This is a genomic window from Actinotignum schaalii (assembly GCF_028864145.1).
Classification (GTDB): Bacteria; Actinomycetota; Actinomycetes; order Actinomycetales; family Actinomycetaceae; genus Actinotignum; species Actinotignum schaalii_B.
The window spans coordinates 23,489-39,161 of sequence record NZ_JARBHJ010000004.1 but is presented as its reverse complement, the minus strand read 5'-3'; the positions used below and the strand labels follow the sequence as shown (position 1 = coordinate 39,161).

12 protein-coding genes are annotated in these 15,673 nt (G+C 59.0%); 11 read left to right on the top strand and 1 reads right to left on the bottom strand.

The genetic code is table 11. The annotated features are described in order from the left end of the window. The first annotated feature begins 13 nt into the window (after positions 1–13). From PWJ82_RS01575 to PWJ82_RS01535, 9 genes are all read left to right on the top strand, one after another. On the top strand, positions 14–550 hold the full coding sequence (locus tag PWJ82_RS01575; RefSeq protein WP_274735019.1) for a hypothetical protein: 537 nt from the start codon (positions 14–16) through the stop codon (positions 548–550). Then, on the top strand, positions 551–919 hold the full coding sequence (locus PWJ82_RS01570; protein ID WP_274735018.1) for a hypothetical protein: 369 nt from the start codon (positions 551–553) through the stop codon (positions 917–919). Beyond that, the gene (locus PWJ82_RS01565) at positions 919–1,137 is read left to right on the top strand and encodes a hypothetical protein (RefSeq protein ID WP_274735016.1); all 219 of its coding nucleotides are present in this window, start codon (positions 919–921) and stop codon (positions 1,135–1,137) included. The genes PWJ82_RS01570 and PWJ82_RS01565 overlap by 1 nt, the downstream gene beginning before the upstream one ends. Next, positions 1,137–3,290, top strand: a complete 2,154-nt coding sequence (locus tag PWJ82_RS01560; RefSeq protein ID WP_274735015.1) for a hypothetical protein — start codon at positions 1,137–1,139, stop codon at positions 3,288–3,290. The genes PWJ82_RS01565 and PWJ82_RS01560 overlap by 1 nt, the downstream gene beginning before the upstream one ends. A 13-nt stretch (positions 3,291–3,303) precedes the next feature. After that, positions 3,304–4,335, top strand: coding sequence for a transglycosylase SLT domain-containing protein (locus PWJ82_RS01555; protein WP_274735014.1), 1,032 nt, complete (start codon positions 3,304–3,306; stop codon positions 4,333–4,335). After that, on the top strand, positions 4,335–4,889 hold the full coding sequence (locus PWJ82_RS01550) for a hypothetical protein (protein WP_274735013.1): 555 nt from the start codon (positions 4,335–4,337) through the stop codon (positions 4,887–4,889). Before PWJ82_RS01555 ends, PWJ82_RS01550 begins: the two co-directional genes overlap by 1 nt. A gap of 75 nt (positions 4,890–4,964) precedes the next feature. After that, positions 4,965–5,357 (top strand): hypothetical protein, encoded by a 393-nt coding sequence (locus tag PWJ82_RS01545; protein ID WP_274735011.1) that lies wholly within the window; start codon positions 4,965–4,967, stop codon positions 5,355–5,357. Between the two features lie 186 nt (positions 5,358–5,543). Continuing rightward, on the top strand, positions 5,544–6,197 hold the full coding sequence (locus PWJ82_RS01540) for a hypothetical protein (RefSeq protein WP_274735010.1): 654 nt from the start codon (positions 5,544–5,546) through the stop codon (positions 6,195–6,197). Then, the gene (locus PWJ82_RS01535) at positions 6,080–12,409 is read left to right on the top strand and encodes a helicase-related protein (protein WP_274735009.1); all 6,330 of its coding nucleotides are present in this window, start codon (positions 6,080–6,082) and stop codon (positions 12,407–12,409) included. Before PWJ82_RS01540 ends, PWJ82_RS01535 begins: the two co-directional genes overlap by 118 nt. A gap of 79 nt (positions 12,410–12,488) precedes the next feature. Here PWJ82_RS01535 and PWJ82_RS01530 read toward each other — a convergent pair whose 3' ends face one another. Further along, positions 12,489–12,833, bottom strand: a complete 345-nt coding sequence (locus PWJ82_RS01530; RefSeq protein ID WP_274735008.1) for a hypothetical protein — start codon at positions 12,831–12,833, stop codon at positions 12,489–12,491. 535 nt (positions 12,834–13,368) lie between these two features. Here PWJ82_RS01530 and PWJ82_RS01525 point away from each other — a divergent pair. Continuing rightward, positions 13,369–13,773 (top strand): MobC family plasmid mobilization relaxosome protein, encoded by a 405-nt coding sequence (locus tag PWJ82_RS01525; RefSeq protein WP_016442230.1) that lies wholly within the window; start codon positions 13,369–13,371, stop codon positions 13,771–13,773. After that, complete coding sequence (locus PWJ82_RS01520; protein WP_274735007.1) at positions 13,770–15,644, top strand: relaxase/mobilization nuclease domain-containing protein; 1,875 nt, start codon at positions 13,770–13,772, stop codon at positions 15,642–15,644. Before PWJ82_RS01525 ends, PWJ82_RS01520 begins: the two co-directional genes overlap by 4 nt. The last annotated feature ends 29 nt before the right edge of the window (positions 15,645–15,673 follow it).

Here is a 15,673-nt window from a genome sequence, read left to right as displayed (position 1 = left end):
AAAACCTTGATTCTTGAAAGGAAGAACCTCCATGTACTACCTGGATGCATCCTCGAAACTAACCACTCATGATGTCCGCTACGCAGTCCGACAAGCGGTAATCAAAGCCGGGCTAGAAAGCCTGGAAAAACAAGGGTTGAGCGAAACCGAGTACGACATGACCGAAGTCACCGGGAAACTCACCAGCGACGCCGACACCGTTTTCGAGGTATGGACCGGCCGCATTATTACCGCCGCGCGCCAGCACCTAGCAAGCGAAATGCTCGCTCGTCTTTCTCATAAAGGCGAGGAATACGATCGCGGGGCGGGCACCGCCTATGAAGAATATGAGGAAGCCAGAGAAGAAACAGGCGGCACCTACCGCCACGACGAAAACTCCCCTGCGTGGGATGCTTACGCGACCTACCAGCATCTAAAAGGCATGGACCTCGCCTGCGAGAAACACAAGACCTACATCCGCGAAATCCTCGCCAAAGCACCCTCCCTGGCTGACCTGACCATCCCAGATGATCAGCCAAGCAATTGCGCCTCTGAGGAGGTGAGTGAATAAATGGAACTCACGCCTGAAGCGATTATCGCGGCCACCCGCGAGCAGTTCGCGGGCCAAATGCTCGATTTGCTTTTCCGTAAGGGGCGGGAATACGAGCGCGAAGCACACGATGCTTACGAAGCATACGAAGAAGCCCGACAAGAGCAAGAGTTTGCTTACGAGCACGACGATAGTGAGCTTGCGTGGGAAGCCTGGCAGAACTCACGCGAGAGCTACGCGACCTACCAGCACGCGCGGGGCATGAATCTCGCCTGCGAGAAGCACCGAATTTACATCCGCGAATTTCTTGATGAAACCCCAACCCTGGCTGACCTAAACATTCCAGATGCACAGCCGGCCGCCGACGTTCCCGTGGAGGTGGGCAAGTAATGCAGCCAGAAGAAAACCAGGCCAGCAACGCCGGCAACGAGACATCTGCCGTATCTGCTGGCACTGCCAGCGATGCCAGCACCGCCAGCCACGCTGGCATGGACCGCGATGCCGGATGGAAGTTACTTGCTAGCTTCATGGCCCGCCAGAAACAGCACGAAAAAGATGGAACCTGGCGCAGCTACAGGCCAGGCGAACCTGAAACAGAGGAGGAGTGATGCAGTTATCTAAGGCTGATACCGCGCGGTTGGAAGCCGCCGCGAGCATGGCGCTCCATGCCCCAATCACAATCAACCTCGACAACGGCGCTACCGCCGTTGTCTCCCCGGGCGGGCATATCCGTATTGACGGCCAGGAATGGAGTCTGGAAGTATCGTCCGTGCCAGCCGTGCCAGCCGTGCCAGCCGTGCCAGCCGTGCCAGCCGTGCCAGCCGTGCCAGCACCGCCGGCGGATACGGCCGTGGGCCAGGGTGCTTCGTCGTCAGAAGTCCCAGTACACTCGGAAACTACTGACGCCGCTCCGCCCGCACCTGTGGGCACGTTAGAAGATGGGCGTTTGCGTCTCCTTGAGCGGGAATACGCCAGCCTGCTCCTAGAAAAACGAAGTCTCGAGGCAGAGTGTGAAATACTCAGAAATGCTCACGCCGTCGACGAGCATGAGAGCGAGTATTTAGTTGCTCAGCTTGAGGGTCTGCAATCGAGCCTTGAAAGTGCTCAGCGTGCAGCAACACAAGCCGAAGAGCAACGCGACAGCCTTGAGTTAGAGGTTCGTCAGGTCCGTCAAGAATACGCAGACCTCCAAACACGTTACGCGAACGAAAAGGTTGCGTGGGAAGAACAAGTAGCCGCACATAACCTTGCTTTACAGCAGGCTCAGGCATCTAGCTCGGCGCTAGAAACCGAACTGGCAGGAGCGCGTAATGAGCTGGACGCGGCACACGGTCGGGTGGGTGAACTTGAAGAGCAAGTCCAAACTTTGCAGCAAGCACTCAGTGATGCCGAGGTGACCCGTGAAGCCCTCACTGCCTGTCAGCAAGATCTAGCCCAAGCAAAAGAAGAAAACGAGAAACTCAAGGATACCAACGACGCGCTTGCTGGGCAGCTAGAGCAAGCCCAAGTTCAGGTATCTGTGCTTTCGAGGCGGCTTGAAGAAGAGACTGCCCGGGCAAAGGCGCTAGAAACCCAGCAAGGAGAAGATCGTGAGAAATTGAGTAATGCTCTCCAGCAGTCTGAGCAAGACTTGGCCACAGAGCGAGACGCGCGCGCAGCCGAGCGCCAGGAATTGGAGGCACTCCGGCGTGAGATGAAGGAAAACCAGGCGACGCAAACGGGGGCAGGTGAACAAGTCGAATCCTTGCGTCTTGAGCTTGCCCAGGCCCGTGAAGAACAGGTTCGTTTGAGTCAGGTGTTGGACGAGCGCGCCGAATACGCCCAGTCGCTTGAGGCGGATAAAGACCGCTTGAAGCGCGAACGTAACACGGTGGCTGGTCAGGTGCGGGATCTGCACACCGAGCTTGCAGCAGCCAGTATCGCCCTGGAAAAAGTACAGGCACAAAACGCGGAACAATCTCGCAAACTTGGCGAGCTGGAGGCGGAAAACCAGCGTTTGAGCAATCAACTCCGCTCGGCACGCCTAACGGACACGGTGAGTTTGCCGGTGGTTCAGCGCCCACCCACCATCCCTCCAGCACCCGCGGAAGAAAACGCTACTTCCGGTGATGACAAGGAGGGCGACAGACGCCGCGGTCTCATAAAAATCTTGGCTGCACTTGTGGCTTTGGTCTTGGCTTTAGCGGCTGGATACCTCGCACTCCTCCTCGCTAGCACCGATGAAGACAAGGCTATGCCTGCCCCGGAAATGCCTAGTGTTACGGCAACGCCGCACCCGCGGAGCGCTCCGTCCGAAGCGCCTTCGCCAGCCTTGCCGGCAACTCCGGCCGTGCCAGCGCCGCCAGCAGATACAGCACCCCCGCCGCCCCCGACGGGTGAGGGTGGGAGCGCGCCTCAAGGCGGTCATGAAGAGCCAGTAGAGCGTCAACCGGGCTACCAGCCTGCGCCTGTCGAAGAACCGCCCGCACCCGCACCGGCTCCTGAACCGGCACCGGTCCCCGAGCCTGCTTACGTCACCGACCTCGCCGCAAACGCCAGCTCTAGTGGCCGTTCGGTCACCATCAGCGCGAACGTGAGCACAACCGGAGCGGTCCCGGTTTCGGTCTACGCGACCGTTGGCGGTCGCTCCCTATCACTCGGCTCCCAGACCGTCGCGGGTAGTGGCTTCTTCGAAGCCAGCATCACTATGGAGCCGGGCACCTATTCGTGGTCTGTGAGCGCTGACGGGCTTGTGAATTCGGGAACCATTACGGTCTACTAAGAGGAGCCTTTTCGTGAAAAGTACTATCTATATCGGCGCGGCTGCCGTCCTCGCTTTGCTCGCGCCTCTCATGATCGTTCTGCTGGGTGGTGACTCTAAGGGCAGCGCGAGCCTTGCTGGGGTTGCGAGTAATATCCCACCCGAATACGCCGCCATCATCACGAAGGCCGGGAGTATTTGTGAAGGCATTACCCCGGCCTTGATCGCGGCGCAGATTGAAGCAGAATCAAACTGGAACCCCACCGCAGTCTCTCATGCAGGCGCACAAGGCATCGCACAATTCATGCCAACCACCTGGGCAGTAGCCGGTAAAGACGGCGACGGGGACGGAGTCGCCGATGTCAACAACCCGCAAGACGCTATCTGGAGCCAGGGGCATTACATGTGTGACCTCCTCACCAGCACGCGGGGCCTCGTCGAAGGCGGGCAGGCGAAAGACGACCCCGTCGACCTCGCCCTGGCCGCATACAACGCCGGCCTTGGTGCGGTCCAGTCGTTCGGGGGTATCCCGCCCTACCCGGAAACCATGGCCTATGTAGAGAAAATCAAGAGCCTTGCGGCGACTCGCTACGCACCCACCGCCGCGGGTGGCTCAAACGCAAGCGTTGTTGCTTGGGCTATCTCCCAACGCGGCAAACCCTACCGCGGGGAGGGCAGCGGGGCGTGCGGGAGCATGGGACCCGACTGCTATGACTGCTGTGGACTCGTCTGGGCAGCCTTCAAGAACGGCCGCGGCATTGATTTGCCGATGAGTATTCCTGGTGAGACGCTGGCCCGGCGTAAATGCGAAAACGCACTCTACAGCGCTACCCAGTTTGGTGGCACCTATGTGCCCGCCGATGTCTCACACCTCCAACCCGGAGATATTCTCGCTTTCCAATCAACCAGCGTTGACCCAGCCGTCGATTACATCACCCACGTCGCGCTCTATATCGGTAATGGCGAATTTATTGACGCAGCCCCCGGATATGGTGTGAATACCTACCCGCTCGGGTGGGGCGAAGCAGCCGACAAGATGTTCCCGCAAGCACTAAGGATCCCATAATGACAACACAAATCAGAACCATCGGTTTATTTGCGACGCTGGTGCTTGCGGTGGCCACTGGCTGCACCCACCCCGAACCCGACACAGCACCGACCATGCCTGCTCCGGCGTCGCCGGCCGCACTGATGCCACGCTGCCTAACAAACGCCCCGACCGTCAACGAGGCGGATGCGGAAAGCGTCGCCGACACAGTCGCGCTCTTGCTTTCATGCCAGGATTCGCGCACGGACGCCAGCCCGCTCGATGCCTATAAGCGTGCCAGTCCCTATCTCACTCATTCACTCCAACCCAGCGAAGAAGCACAGGTGCGTGGGGGAGCGGCCTGGGAAACCCTCAAAACCAACGACGCATACACGGCTATCGCGATCGAGCCGCTATGGGGAGAAGCCCCACCAGCCGCAGCTGCCGATGTCGCTTATGCCGACCGCCAAGTAACCATCACCCCGACGAGCGAGAATGGCTGGACGGGAACCCCCGTGACGGCTTTCTACAACTTCACTCTCACGAAAGAAGACGGAACTTGGCGAGTAAGCAACATCGCAACGATGAGATAGCAGGTTAGGGGCAACCTCGCAAGTCTATTGTAGTATAGTATCACATCCAGCCTTGGGGAGAAGGGAACCAGAAAAATGAACCAACCAACCAACTACCAAGTGTCGCCGGTGCCGCCGGACCTGGCATACGGGTACCCGACCTACGACGCCAGCATCTATCTGCCGGAGCCGGCACGCCCGAGGAGCCGAATCATGCGCACGTTTTCGTGGATTCGTCGCCACTACCGCACCGGCGCTCTTATCACCGGGCTGGTGTTTGCGGCCACGGCTCCCTTTGCGCTTCCCGCAGACTACGGCACGGGCTGGACGATCTACTTTGCGTTCTTTTTCCTTGTATTCGGCTACCAGATTTACATGCACGGTATTTTCTTCGGGATTTTGCGAGGGGTTATGTGGACCATCCTCTTCCCGATACTGATCATCTTGATGTTCACGCCTTTGATCGCGGCCGCAGCACGTAACCCATAACACAAAATCCGTTGTGCAGTGCACAACCACTAGCTAAGTGACCCCAAAAAACAATTCCCGGGCCATGCCCGGGAGGATGGAGACACTTAGCTATGGTGCGACGCACAAAAATCTCGCGTGGGCAAGAAGCCCTCTTCGACCTCACCTTCTACCTCAACACAACCAGCCCTCAAGGAGAAAACAACGATGAGCAAGGAAACCCGCCAACAACTGGAAGCGAACGTCAACGAAGCGACGCTGGAGACACAGAACGCGCTCGAGCAAGCACTCCTAGCGGCCTACCCGCCAGCCAGCGAGAACTATCTCGACCAAGTAGCAGCCCGGCAGACGGCGGCAGCGACAGCCCGGATGGAAGCAGCATACGAGCGGGCCGCGATCATGGACGAGTACGAAGCCGAGGAATCCTTGGAGATTTGGAAGAATCAGGACCTTCCCGAACCTTTGCCGACAATCCTCGCTTCGGAGTGGATGACGGAGTGGTGGGATATGTCGGATTGGGTGCTGCGCGGGGATCAGCTGGAGGACCCGGAAGCGATAGCCGAGATGAGGGCCGAGATGATCGAGCAGGCCGAGAACCGGGTCGAGCGAATGTCTTGGGATTGGGTGATGCGATTCATCTTCGATACGGGCGGGGACAAATCACCGAGCTTGACGGTGGCCGACTTCAAGGAAGCGTTCAAGAGTCAGGATTCGATGCTGGATATCGACCCGTACGTACTGACGTGGGAGAAAGTCGAGGAAGCGATGATCGGGCTAGCGCCAGCGAGCCTGGACCCGAAACGGGGAGACAACGCACGCTGGGCGAACGAGTTGAAAGAAGCCGGCCTGCTTACCGACTAACCAACCAGGTCAGTCCGCGCGGTGAGAAAGCCCGTATCGAGGCGAACCTCGCCGCGCTAAGCCTCCTCACCCAGCTAGGCGAACGCACCCCAACCACTGACGAGCAAGAGGTTTTGGTGCGGTTTTCCGGGTGGGGAGGCCTCTCCGCGCTTTTCGACACCCGTACCGACACTTACAAGCACGAACGCGAAACCCTGCAATCGCTTGTAGACGAAAGCGCCTATAAGAGGGCGTTACAGTCCACAGCGAATGCCCACTACACCAACCCGGCCATCGCCCGCGCTTTGTGGACTGCACTGAGCGCCCTCGGCTTAGAGGAAGGCGCACGGGTGGTGGAACCGGGCTGCGGCGTCGGTATGTTCATCGGCACCGCACCGGAAACTATCCGCATCATTGGTGTTGAAATAGACCCGACCCCGGCCACTATCGCCGCCCGACTCTACCCAAACGCCGACATTAGGAACGAGTCTTATACGGACACGGACCTTGACGAAGCTGGCTATTTTGATGCCGCTATCGGGAACGTGCCCTTTGGTAGCTTCCGCCCGTATGACCCGGTCTATAACCCCGGTGGCCACACTATTCACAACTACTTCATCAGTAAGGCGTTAGCGCAGGTGCGGCCCGGTGGCATTGTCGCGGTGCTTACCTCGCGCTACACGATGGACGCGAAGAACCCGGGAGTTCGCCGCGAACTATATGCACGCGCCGACCTGTTGGGTGCTGTCCGCCTACCGGCCGGCACGCATGAAGCGATGGCTGGCACGGATGTCGTCTCCGACATCCTGATCTTCCGACGCCGTGAAAAAGGAGAAGAACCTCAACCTTTCGACTGGGAATACGCACCACTCCTCGAGATCGGCGGCAATGAGTTTCCGGTGAACGAATACTTCCACACCCACACCGAGCACGTGCTCGGGGGGTGGGAAGAAACCACCAACCAATACGGCCCGGCGCTTAGCGTGACCGGCAATATAGATGCCCTGGAGGGGCAGCTTGCCACCACCCTCGCCACGATCACCTCCCAGGCGCGGGCTGCTGGTCTTGTCTTCACCCCACGCCGTGATGCTTACGAGGGCGAGATTGCGCTGCGCCCGGTCGACCAACAAAAACTCGGCCGCATCACGAAAACCGAGGCCGGCTTCGAGCGCTACACGGTGAATGGCAATACGCCTGTCAGAATCGCGAAAAACGCGACCGAACAGCTCACCGCACTCCTTGATTTACGCGACCAGACGCGCGCACTGGTGGAGTTTGAGTCCCAAACCCAGGAAAACCCACCCACACTCACCCAAGCCCGCAACCGCCTGAAAACCGCCTACGAAGAATACGTAGCACGGTTCGGGCCATTGAATTCCCAGCGGGAGCGTTGGTATACGGACAAGAAAACAGGGGAAGAAAAACTCTCCTGGATCGACGTACCCGCAGTCCGTGTTTTCCGCTCTGACCCCGACGCCGCCCTGACCATGGCTATCGAAATCTTTGATAAAGACACCCGCATGGCACGCCCGGCCGGGATTCTCGAGCGGCGCCAAATCGGCATCACCTTCAAACCCCTAGGCGCAGACACTATTGAGGATGGTCTGGCTATCTGTATGGTTGAGAAAGGCCGCGTCGATACCGAATACATTGGCTATCTCACCGGCCAAACCAGCGAGGAAGTTATGGCCGGTTTGCGCGAGCATACCTTCTTCGACCCGGAAACCAATGAGTTGATGGAGCGCACTGCTTATCTATCGGGCAATATCCACACCAAGCTAGTAGACGCAGAAACGGCGCTCGAAACCGATGCCCGCATGAGCGAGAATATCGCGGCACTCAAAGCGGCTCTGCCCGAACCACTCACTCTCTCCGATATTGAGATCAGCCCCGGGGCACCCTGGATCAGCGTTAAAGACCATCACGACTTTTACTCTCAAGTGGTGATGGGGTGGCACCAGCAACGCGTTGGGCAAGTGGGCTATAACCCGGTTACGGGCGCCTGGAAAGCTGTCCAGGATGGCTACCAGCCCTCTCCAACGGCCCGCCGCATATGGAACACGGAACGCCGTAGCGGCACTCAGATTTTTGAGGCGCTTCTCAATCACAGCCCTATCACAGTGAAATCAAAAACCATTGACGGTGAAGAATTCATCGACCGCGCCGAAACCGCCGCCGTCGCCCAGAAAATGGAAGACATGGCCACCGCGTTCACCGATTGGGTCTGGGCAGACGGCGAACGCGCCGCACGGCTTGAGGCCCGCTATAACGTGATGTTCAATTCCTTTGTACCCCGCGACTACACAGGAGCCGGCGAAGCGCTCAAGCTTCCCGGTCTCGCGAAAGACATCACCCCGTATTCGCATCAGCGCTCGGGCGTGGCACGCATGATCTACCAAGAATCCGTCGGGCTATTCCATCAGGTTGGGGCAGGCAAGACAAAAACGATGATTATGGGGGCGATGGAACTCAAACGCCTCGGCCTCATCCACAAACCGGTGATCGCGGTGCCGGCGAACGTGCTTTACCAGTTTGCCTCGGAGTTCCAGCAAACCTACCCGGCCGCCCGGGTGCTCACCGCTACCCCGGATGATCTGACCAAAAGCGGGCGGCGTGAGTTTGTTGCGAAAGTCGCCACCAACGACTGGGACGCCGTCGTCATGACGCACGAGCAATTCAAGGCATTGGGGTGCTCAAATAAAACCCAGGCCGAATACATTGAGGCGCGCATTGATGAGCTGGAAGAAGCGATTAAGGCCAGTGATTCTTCCTCCACGATTCAAGATATGACCAACCAAATAAAGTCACTGGAAAGCTCCCTGAAAAAAGCGCTTGATCACCCCACCGACCCGGGCATATCCTTTGAGGAAACCGGCATCGACTACATCATCGCTGATGAGGCCCACCGCTACAAAAACCTCCAGATCATCACGAAACTGGAGGGCGTTGGCGCGGGCAAAGGCAATGAATATACTGCCGACCTGGACATGAAACTCCACTATTTACGCTCGAAGAATCCGGGTGGGCATATCTGCACGCTCGCCACCGCCACCCCCATCTCCAACAGCCTCGCGGAGGCACACACCATGATGCGCTACCTCGCGCCCGGAGTTTTGAAGGATGCGGGGATTGAGCCGTTCGATGCTTTCGCCGCCACGTTCACCCGCTCGGAACGTAAAGCAGAAATCTCACCCTCCGGGGGATTCCGCATGCGTACCCGCATCTCCCGCTTCCACAACCTCCCCGAATTCCTGAGCCTGTGGGGAATCGCGGCCGACGTCAAAACATCCGCCGAGTTATCCCTCAATGTGCCTTTGCTTGCGCCGAACAGCGAGGGTGAGCGTGCCCCGCAAATCGTTTCTATCGACGGCGGGGAAAACATGAAGGCGTTCATGGACGATATCGCGCGCCGCGCGGACCGCATCGCTGCGGGCAGTAGCGGCAACGACAACATGCTCGCACTCTCCACCGACGGGCGGCTTGGTGCGCTTGATCTACGGCTGCGCGGCCGTGCACCTATCGACCACCCCGTCAGTGAAGTCGCCGCCCGTAACATCTACCGGATCTGGGAACAGACTAAAGACAACCGCTATAGCGGCGTTGGTGGTGAAGAATCCGCTATCCCGGGTGCTCTCCAGTTGGTCTTCTGTGACTACGACACTCCCAAAGACGGCTGGAACACCTACGATGCCTTACGCAGTGAGCTATACGGGCTGGGGCTACCGGAAGGATCAGTCAGGTTCATCCACGAAGCGAAAAACAATCCCGAAAAAGAAGAGCTATTCCGGGATTGTAGGGAGGGTCGGGTTGCGGTTTTGATTGGCTCCACCCAAAAAATGGGCACGGGTACGAACGTGCAGAAGCGTTGTATTGCCACGCATCATTTGGATGTTCCGTGGAGGCCCACCGATATCACCCAGCGAGACGGGCGCATGGTCCGCCAGGGTAATGAAAACCCAGAAGTTTATAACTTTAGGTATGTGGTGACGGGGTCTTTTGCGGCCTATATGTGGCAGACCAACGAGCGTAAGGCGCGCTCGATCGCGCAGATCATGACCAACAAATCTGGCACGCGGTCTGTTGAGGATGTTTCGCCGGAGGAGATGGAAGCCGGACGCGCGAAAGCCATCGCCACTGGCAACCCGCTCCTGCTCGAGAAGTGCGAAGTGGATGCGACCTTGCAAAAATACAAGGCGCTCCATTCTTCTTGGCAGAGGACTCGTAACCGGGCCATTGACGACACCCGCACGCTAGGCTTACGCATCCGAGCAAGCGAGCAAACCATCGCCACTCTGGAGCACCTCCAGCAATACATCCGTGATACGAGCGGGGATCGGTTCTCAATACGGATTGAGAACGGCACATATACGGAGCGGGCGGCCGCCGCACAAGCCCTCTCGCGGGCTGTATCGGCTCGCATCTCCCCCTACACCATCGAGAATGTACGCCGCACCGGAGGTACCTACTCGGTTCCGCAAGGGGTGAGAATAGAACTCGGCGGTATCGAGCTTGACATCGCGCGGGTCGAGGCCGAAAGCCGGATGGGAGTTGTCTCCGATGTGGCAATCGTCTTCATGCCTACAGAATTGAAAGATGTGCGGTATGGGCCACGAGCCAGTATCCCGCTCTCGATTTTGCAGCGCGGCCAAAGTGGTCTCATCCAACGCCTAGAAAACCTCGTGGCATCTTTGCCGCAGCGTCTTGAGGAAGAAAAAGAAAACCTTGAGTTCCTACGGGAAGAAGCCCAAAGCGCACAAGAACTCTCTACCAAAGAATTCCCACACGAGGCAGAATATGCGGCGGTGCGTACCCGTTCGAAAGAAATCACTCTCGCCCTCGAAGACCAAGGAGACACCAAAGCCCACCGCGAACAAGAGGCGCGGTTCCGGGAAGGCATTAAACACGAAGGTCACGAGGGGTTCTTCGAGGGGCTAGCTACCTGGCCGCGTATTCCCCTCCCACCCAAACCAACCCCGATAGACGCTATCGAGAATTGGCAAACCCTCCCGGCCGTCGCTAGATATGAGTCACGCGAGTATATGTGGGAGGTGTTGGGGATTGTTGCTGGCAGTCAAAACGGCCAAGCCCTCACGCGCCTAACAAGCAACGCGCAAACCCACTTGTTTGTGGCGGACTTGGTTGAGCTGGAAGCAATGTCCGATCCGCTTACTCACGCACCGGGAACGGTGGCGCAGCCCCTCGTCCACCGCACCCCACTCGACGAGGGCCAGCGGGAAGGTGGAACGCTAGCGGCCACCGATAACCACAGCGAGCAAAGCGCGCTAAGCGATGTGGGGGAGGTGACTAGCGGCGTCGCCGATCATGTAGACGACGAACAGCCAGCGGCCGCGATGCGGCCGAGCATCCCTACTCTCTACGACGGCGTCGAGCGCACGGCTCTCACTGAAGCCGCACCCGGTGTATTCATTGCGAAGTACGGTGAGAGCGTCGTGACCTTCCTAGACGAAGCCCGCAATCAGCAAGTTGGTGTCCCGTATCAAAGGCTCTTCCCTGAACCTGGCGACCCCGTACTCTTCGCCTACCCAGACCTGGATATTGCGCAGACTGGCAACGTCGCGGGTAGCGGCCAGGTCGCACGCGCAATCCTCCTCGGTTCGCGCCAAGATTCCGCCTATCTCGACGGTTATGCGCCCACCTGGCGCACCGCTATAGACGAGCCAGATGTACCTGATGTACGCGAGCTTGAGACCGCAGACAGCGCCGAAGAAAGTGCAGATCTCAGTATCCCTGTGCGGTATGTTCCACCCATCTACCGGGGTGAAACACCCGAACACGTCGAGGTGCTTGCCCCGGGTATTGAAACCGCAACCTATGAGAGCGCGGGAACGATAGTGTTCCTTGATCCCGAGGTTGATGCGCTCCTGCCCAGCCGTTATCGCGCGTCCTTGTTTGCGTATCCCGGATCCGAAACAAGCGCAGCTTATCGGGAAGACAAACCACGCGAAGCACGCTTGCGCGGCAGCGCACAACTGGTGCGCGCGCTCCTCCTCGGCAACCGAGAAGACGCACGCTACTGCCACGCCGTCGACCCGACATGGAACGACGACGCAAGCGAGGTACGTGCACAATACAAGGCGTATTGCGCAGCGAACTACGAACGCCAAGCAAGCTCCCCTGTGTTCACTGCGGTGAGCCGGGCGGTAAACGCAGCACGCACTATTGGCGCGCGCGAAGCGGCCGATCCGCGCGAGCACGGCGACGCACTCATGTAACAAACTGCGATGCCGAAACACGCGGCGGGCGAGACCTCCTCAACGGACCGGCTCTCGCCCGCTGTGCTTTCGTAACGGGCTACATCGCACCCGTTTCTTCGTTGCTTGTTTGCTCCACGCCGTGCGCGTCTGCGCTCGGGCTAGTGGTGCGTTTGGTGCGCGGCTTTTTACGCGGTTGAACCGGAGCGTTTAGCCCATAGTTTTTCAGTTCGCGCTCACTCCACCCCGCCTTCAAAGCCTGCGCCCACGCACCCCGATACTCACCCTCAAGCGTGCGCAGGCGCGCCGCTATTTCTTGCAAGCGCACACCCGCGTCGAGTCGTTTGGTGAAGCGTTCTTGCTCGGCCGCGCGCAACGCCTCCACCTCTTTACTCACACGCTCAGCGCTGCTTGTCATCGCGCCGGTGTCCATGTTTTCGTCCACGAAAATTCTCCTTATCTCGATGCGCCGCTCATCATTTTTGCGGCCACATCTTGCTAGTGCAGCGTGCACACACAATGACAAAAGGATCTATGTCACACGCGCACCTGTACACGCCACGCGCTACCCTTCCCCTGCCCGTTTGCGGGTGGGGTGAGGCGCTGCCTCACACTCCGCCAGGGGCACCCGTGCCCCTGGACCCCCGAGGCCCGTGCCAACAAAGTTGGCACGGATGAGAACCCGCCACCCGGCCCCTCTGCACACGCAATACACCACCCACCCAACCACACCCCAGCGGCCCCGCAGGCGCGCGCTAAAGCGCGCCCAAAGCGGAGCGCCCGGCCGCTACGCGGCCACCCGCCCCGGCCAACCCCTCCGGCGCTGCGCGTAACCTCCACGCCACTAGTGGCGTGGAGCAAGCTAAAGATTCGTGTGCACGAATCAGCTTGAGGGGCTATACTAGCCACAAGGCCCACTAGAACTTCCGCGCGCTGTGCGCGCGGGCCGGGCCATTGTTGTGAGCCGGGGAGGTGACGTGATGGCGAGCGATACGCAGCAGGCGCGGATGCCGATCACGTACGCCTCGACCGCGCCGAAAGGCGATCCGCGCCGCTCCTTCCATTTGAAACTCAAAGCTAGCCAGTATGAAGAATTGAAAATGAAAGCGGCCGGCGAGCGCGTCTCCATGTCGGACTACCTCGTGCGCTTCGGATTGGGTCGCAAAGTTGAGCAAGTGAGTGCGGGGGAGATGCGAGAGGTGCTCGCCGAACTACGCAAACTGCGCCGGCAAATCCAAGGTGAAGCCACCAACATCAACCAGATAGCACACTGGGCAAACAGCGAACAATCCTTCCCCGCGGAGGCACGTGAGGTGGCCGCACAATTACGCGCTCAGGTCAACGCGATCAACCTGCTGCGCATTAAGTTGGTGGAGCTTTTATGATCCCAAACATCATGCGCGGCGGCGACATCGCCGGCTTAGTGCGTTACCTTTTTGGGCCGGGGCGCGCCAACGAACACACAAACCAGCACATTGTTGCGGGCAGCGAAGACATCGCCGCCGAGTGGGCTTACGGCGGGCGCGTACTCGAACAAGAAGAAAAGCGCGTCGTCGCGAAACTCCTTGACCAAAACAGGCTCGAACACGGCACCCAAATCCTCGGTGAAGTCACGCGCTGGGACTACGAAGCTGAGCGAGCTGTCCCTGTTTCTAAAGAAAAGACACCCGCACACGTCTGGCACTGCTCACTGTCTTTGCATCCCGATGAAGAACCTTTGAGCGACGAAACATGGGCCGCCATCGCACGCGACTTCATTGAAGGAATGGAATTCGACAACCGAGCAACAACCTCGAAGTCGCCCTGCCAGTGGATAGCCGTGCGCCACGGATTCACGAAAGCCGGGGGCGACCACATCCACATCGCCCTCGTCCTCGTGCGTGAAGACGGAACCAAAGCCAATACTTGGCTCGACTATAAGCGCTCCCAAAAACTGTGCACCGCGCTAGAGGAAAAATACGGGCTAGCTGTCTTGGAGTCACGCAAGCATAATTATGCTTCCAGGGGCTACAAAAACGGAGACAATAAGGAGCTGCGTCTCGATCTGGAAACAGCAATGCGCCTCGCGGCCGGGGCAGCTTCTACCGAAAGTGAATATGTTGAAGGACTCACGCGTCACGGCATTGAGTTTCGCCCTAGGTATGCGAAAGGCCAAGGCGTTGTCGCCTATACCGTCACCAAACAAGAACCCGGTAAACGCGCTATCTGGATTGGCGGGGGACGTGTTGCCCGCGACCTCACCCTCACCCGACTACGCGCCCGGTGGGACGACAATCCAGAAGAGCGTCGCAAAGCAGCTGACCTATGGAACCCACTCAAAGACCCGGCACCGCATACGGCCGCGCAAGCGTGCAGTCTTGAAGAAAAAATCAAGACCATTGCCGCAAGTGTTGCTAATGAGAGCGACTTCGCGCAGCATCTGCGTGCCTCGGGCCTGCTCGTATCGGTACGCCTCAACGACGAAGCAAGTGAGGCAGTTTCGTATTCGGTGGCCACTAAACCCGAGAGTGGACACAAGCCCACGTGGTATTCCATGAACCGGATGTCGGCCGACGTCAGTTTGAATGCGCTACGCGAACACTGGTGGGACAACACTCTCACGCGCTCGAGCGCAGTAGCGATCTGGAAGCCCGCCGCCCGCACAAGCGACGTCGATGAGGCGCGCGTGTGGAGCGAGTTCGGGAAAACCCTCACTGCGACTATCACCGACATCGAGCACACCGATGCCAGTGACTGTGTGGCTATTGCTGATACGTGCGGGCGTGCATCCGCACTCTTCGCCGGCCTGGCAAACGCATACGGTCCAGAACACGGACGCCCGTTCGCCCGTGCATCCCAAGTCCTCGGACGACGAGCCCAAACCAAACGCGCACCCACCCCGCGGCGTTATTCGCCTGTTTTCACCAGCGGGCTACGGGCACTGAGCAGCCTGGCCCGGCCGCGCAGCCGCGCCACGTGGGTGAGTAGTCAGGTCATGGATTCAATGGAGCGGATTGTCACCGGTATCACCCGGATACAAGCCGCCCACGGCGAACTCACGACTGCCCGCCGCACACTCAAAGAAACCCAGGCAGCCCTCGCCACACTCACAGCGCCTGAACCACGCACCGACATTGGAGCGTGGCTACCGGGAGTGGAATACGACCCGGTGGATTGGAGTTACGTAACGCGCTCCGACCGGTCGGAAACTCACCGCGTTAGGGGCGATAGTGCCCAGGGCTTCGGGGAGGCACCTGGCCTCGGCGAAGGGAGCTAAAACACCATGACCTACGTGACTGGACCGAT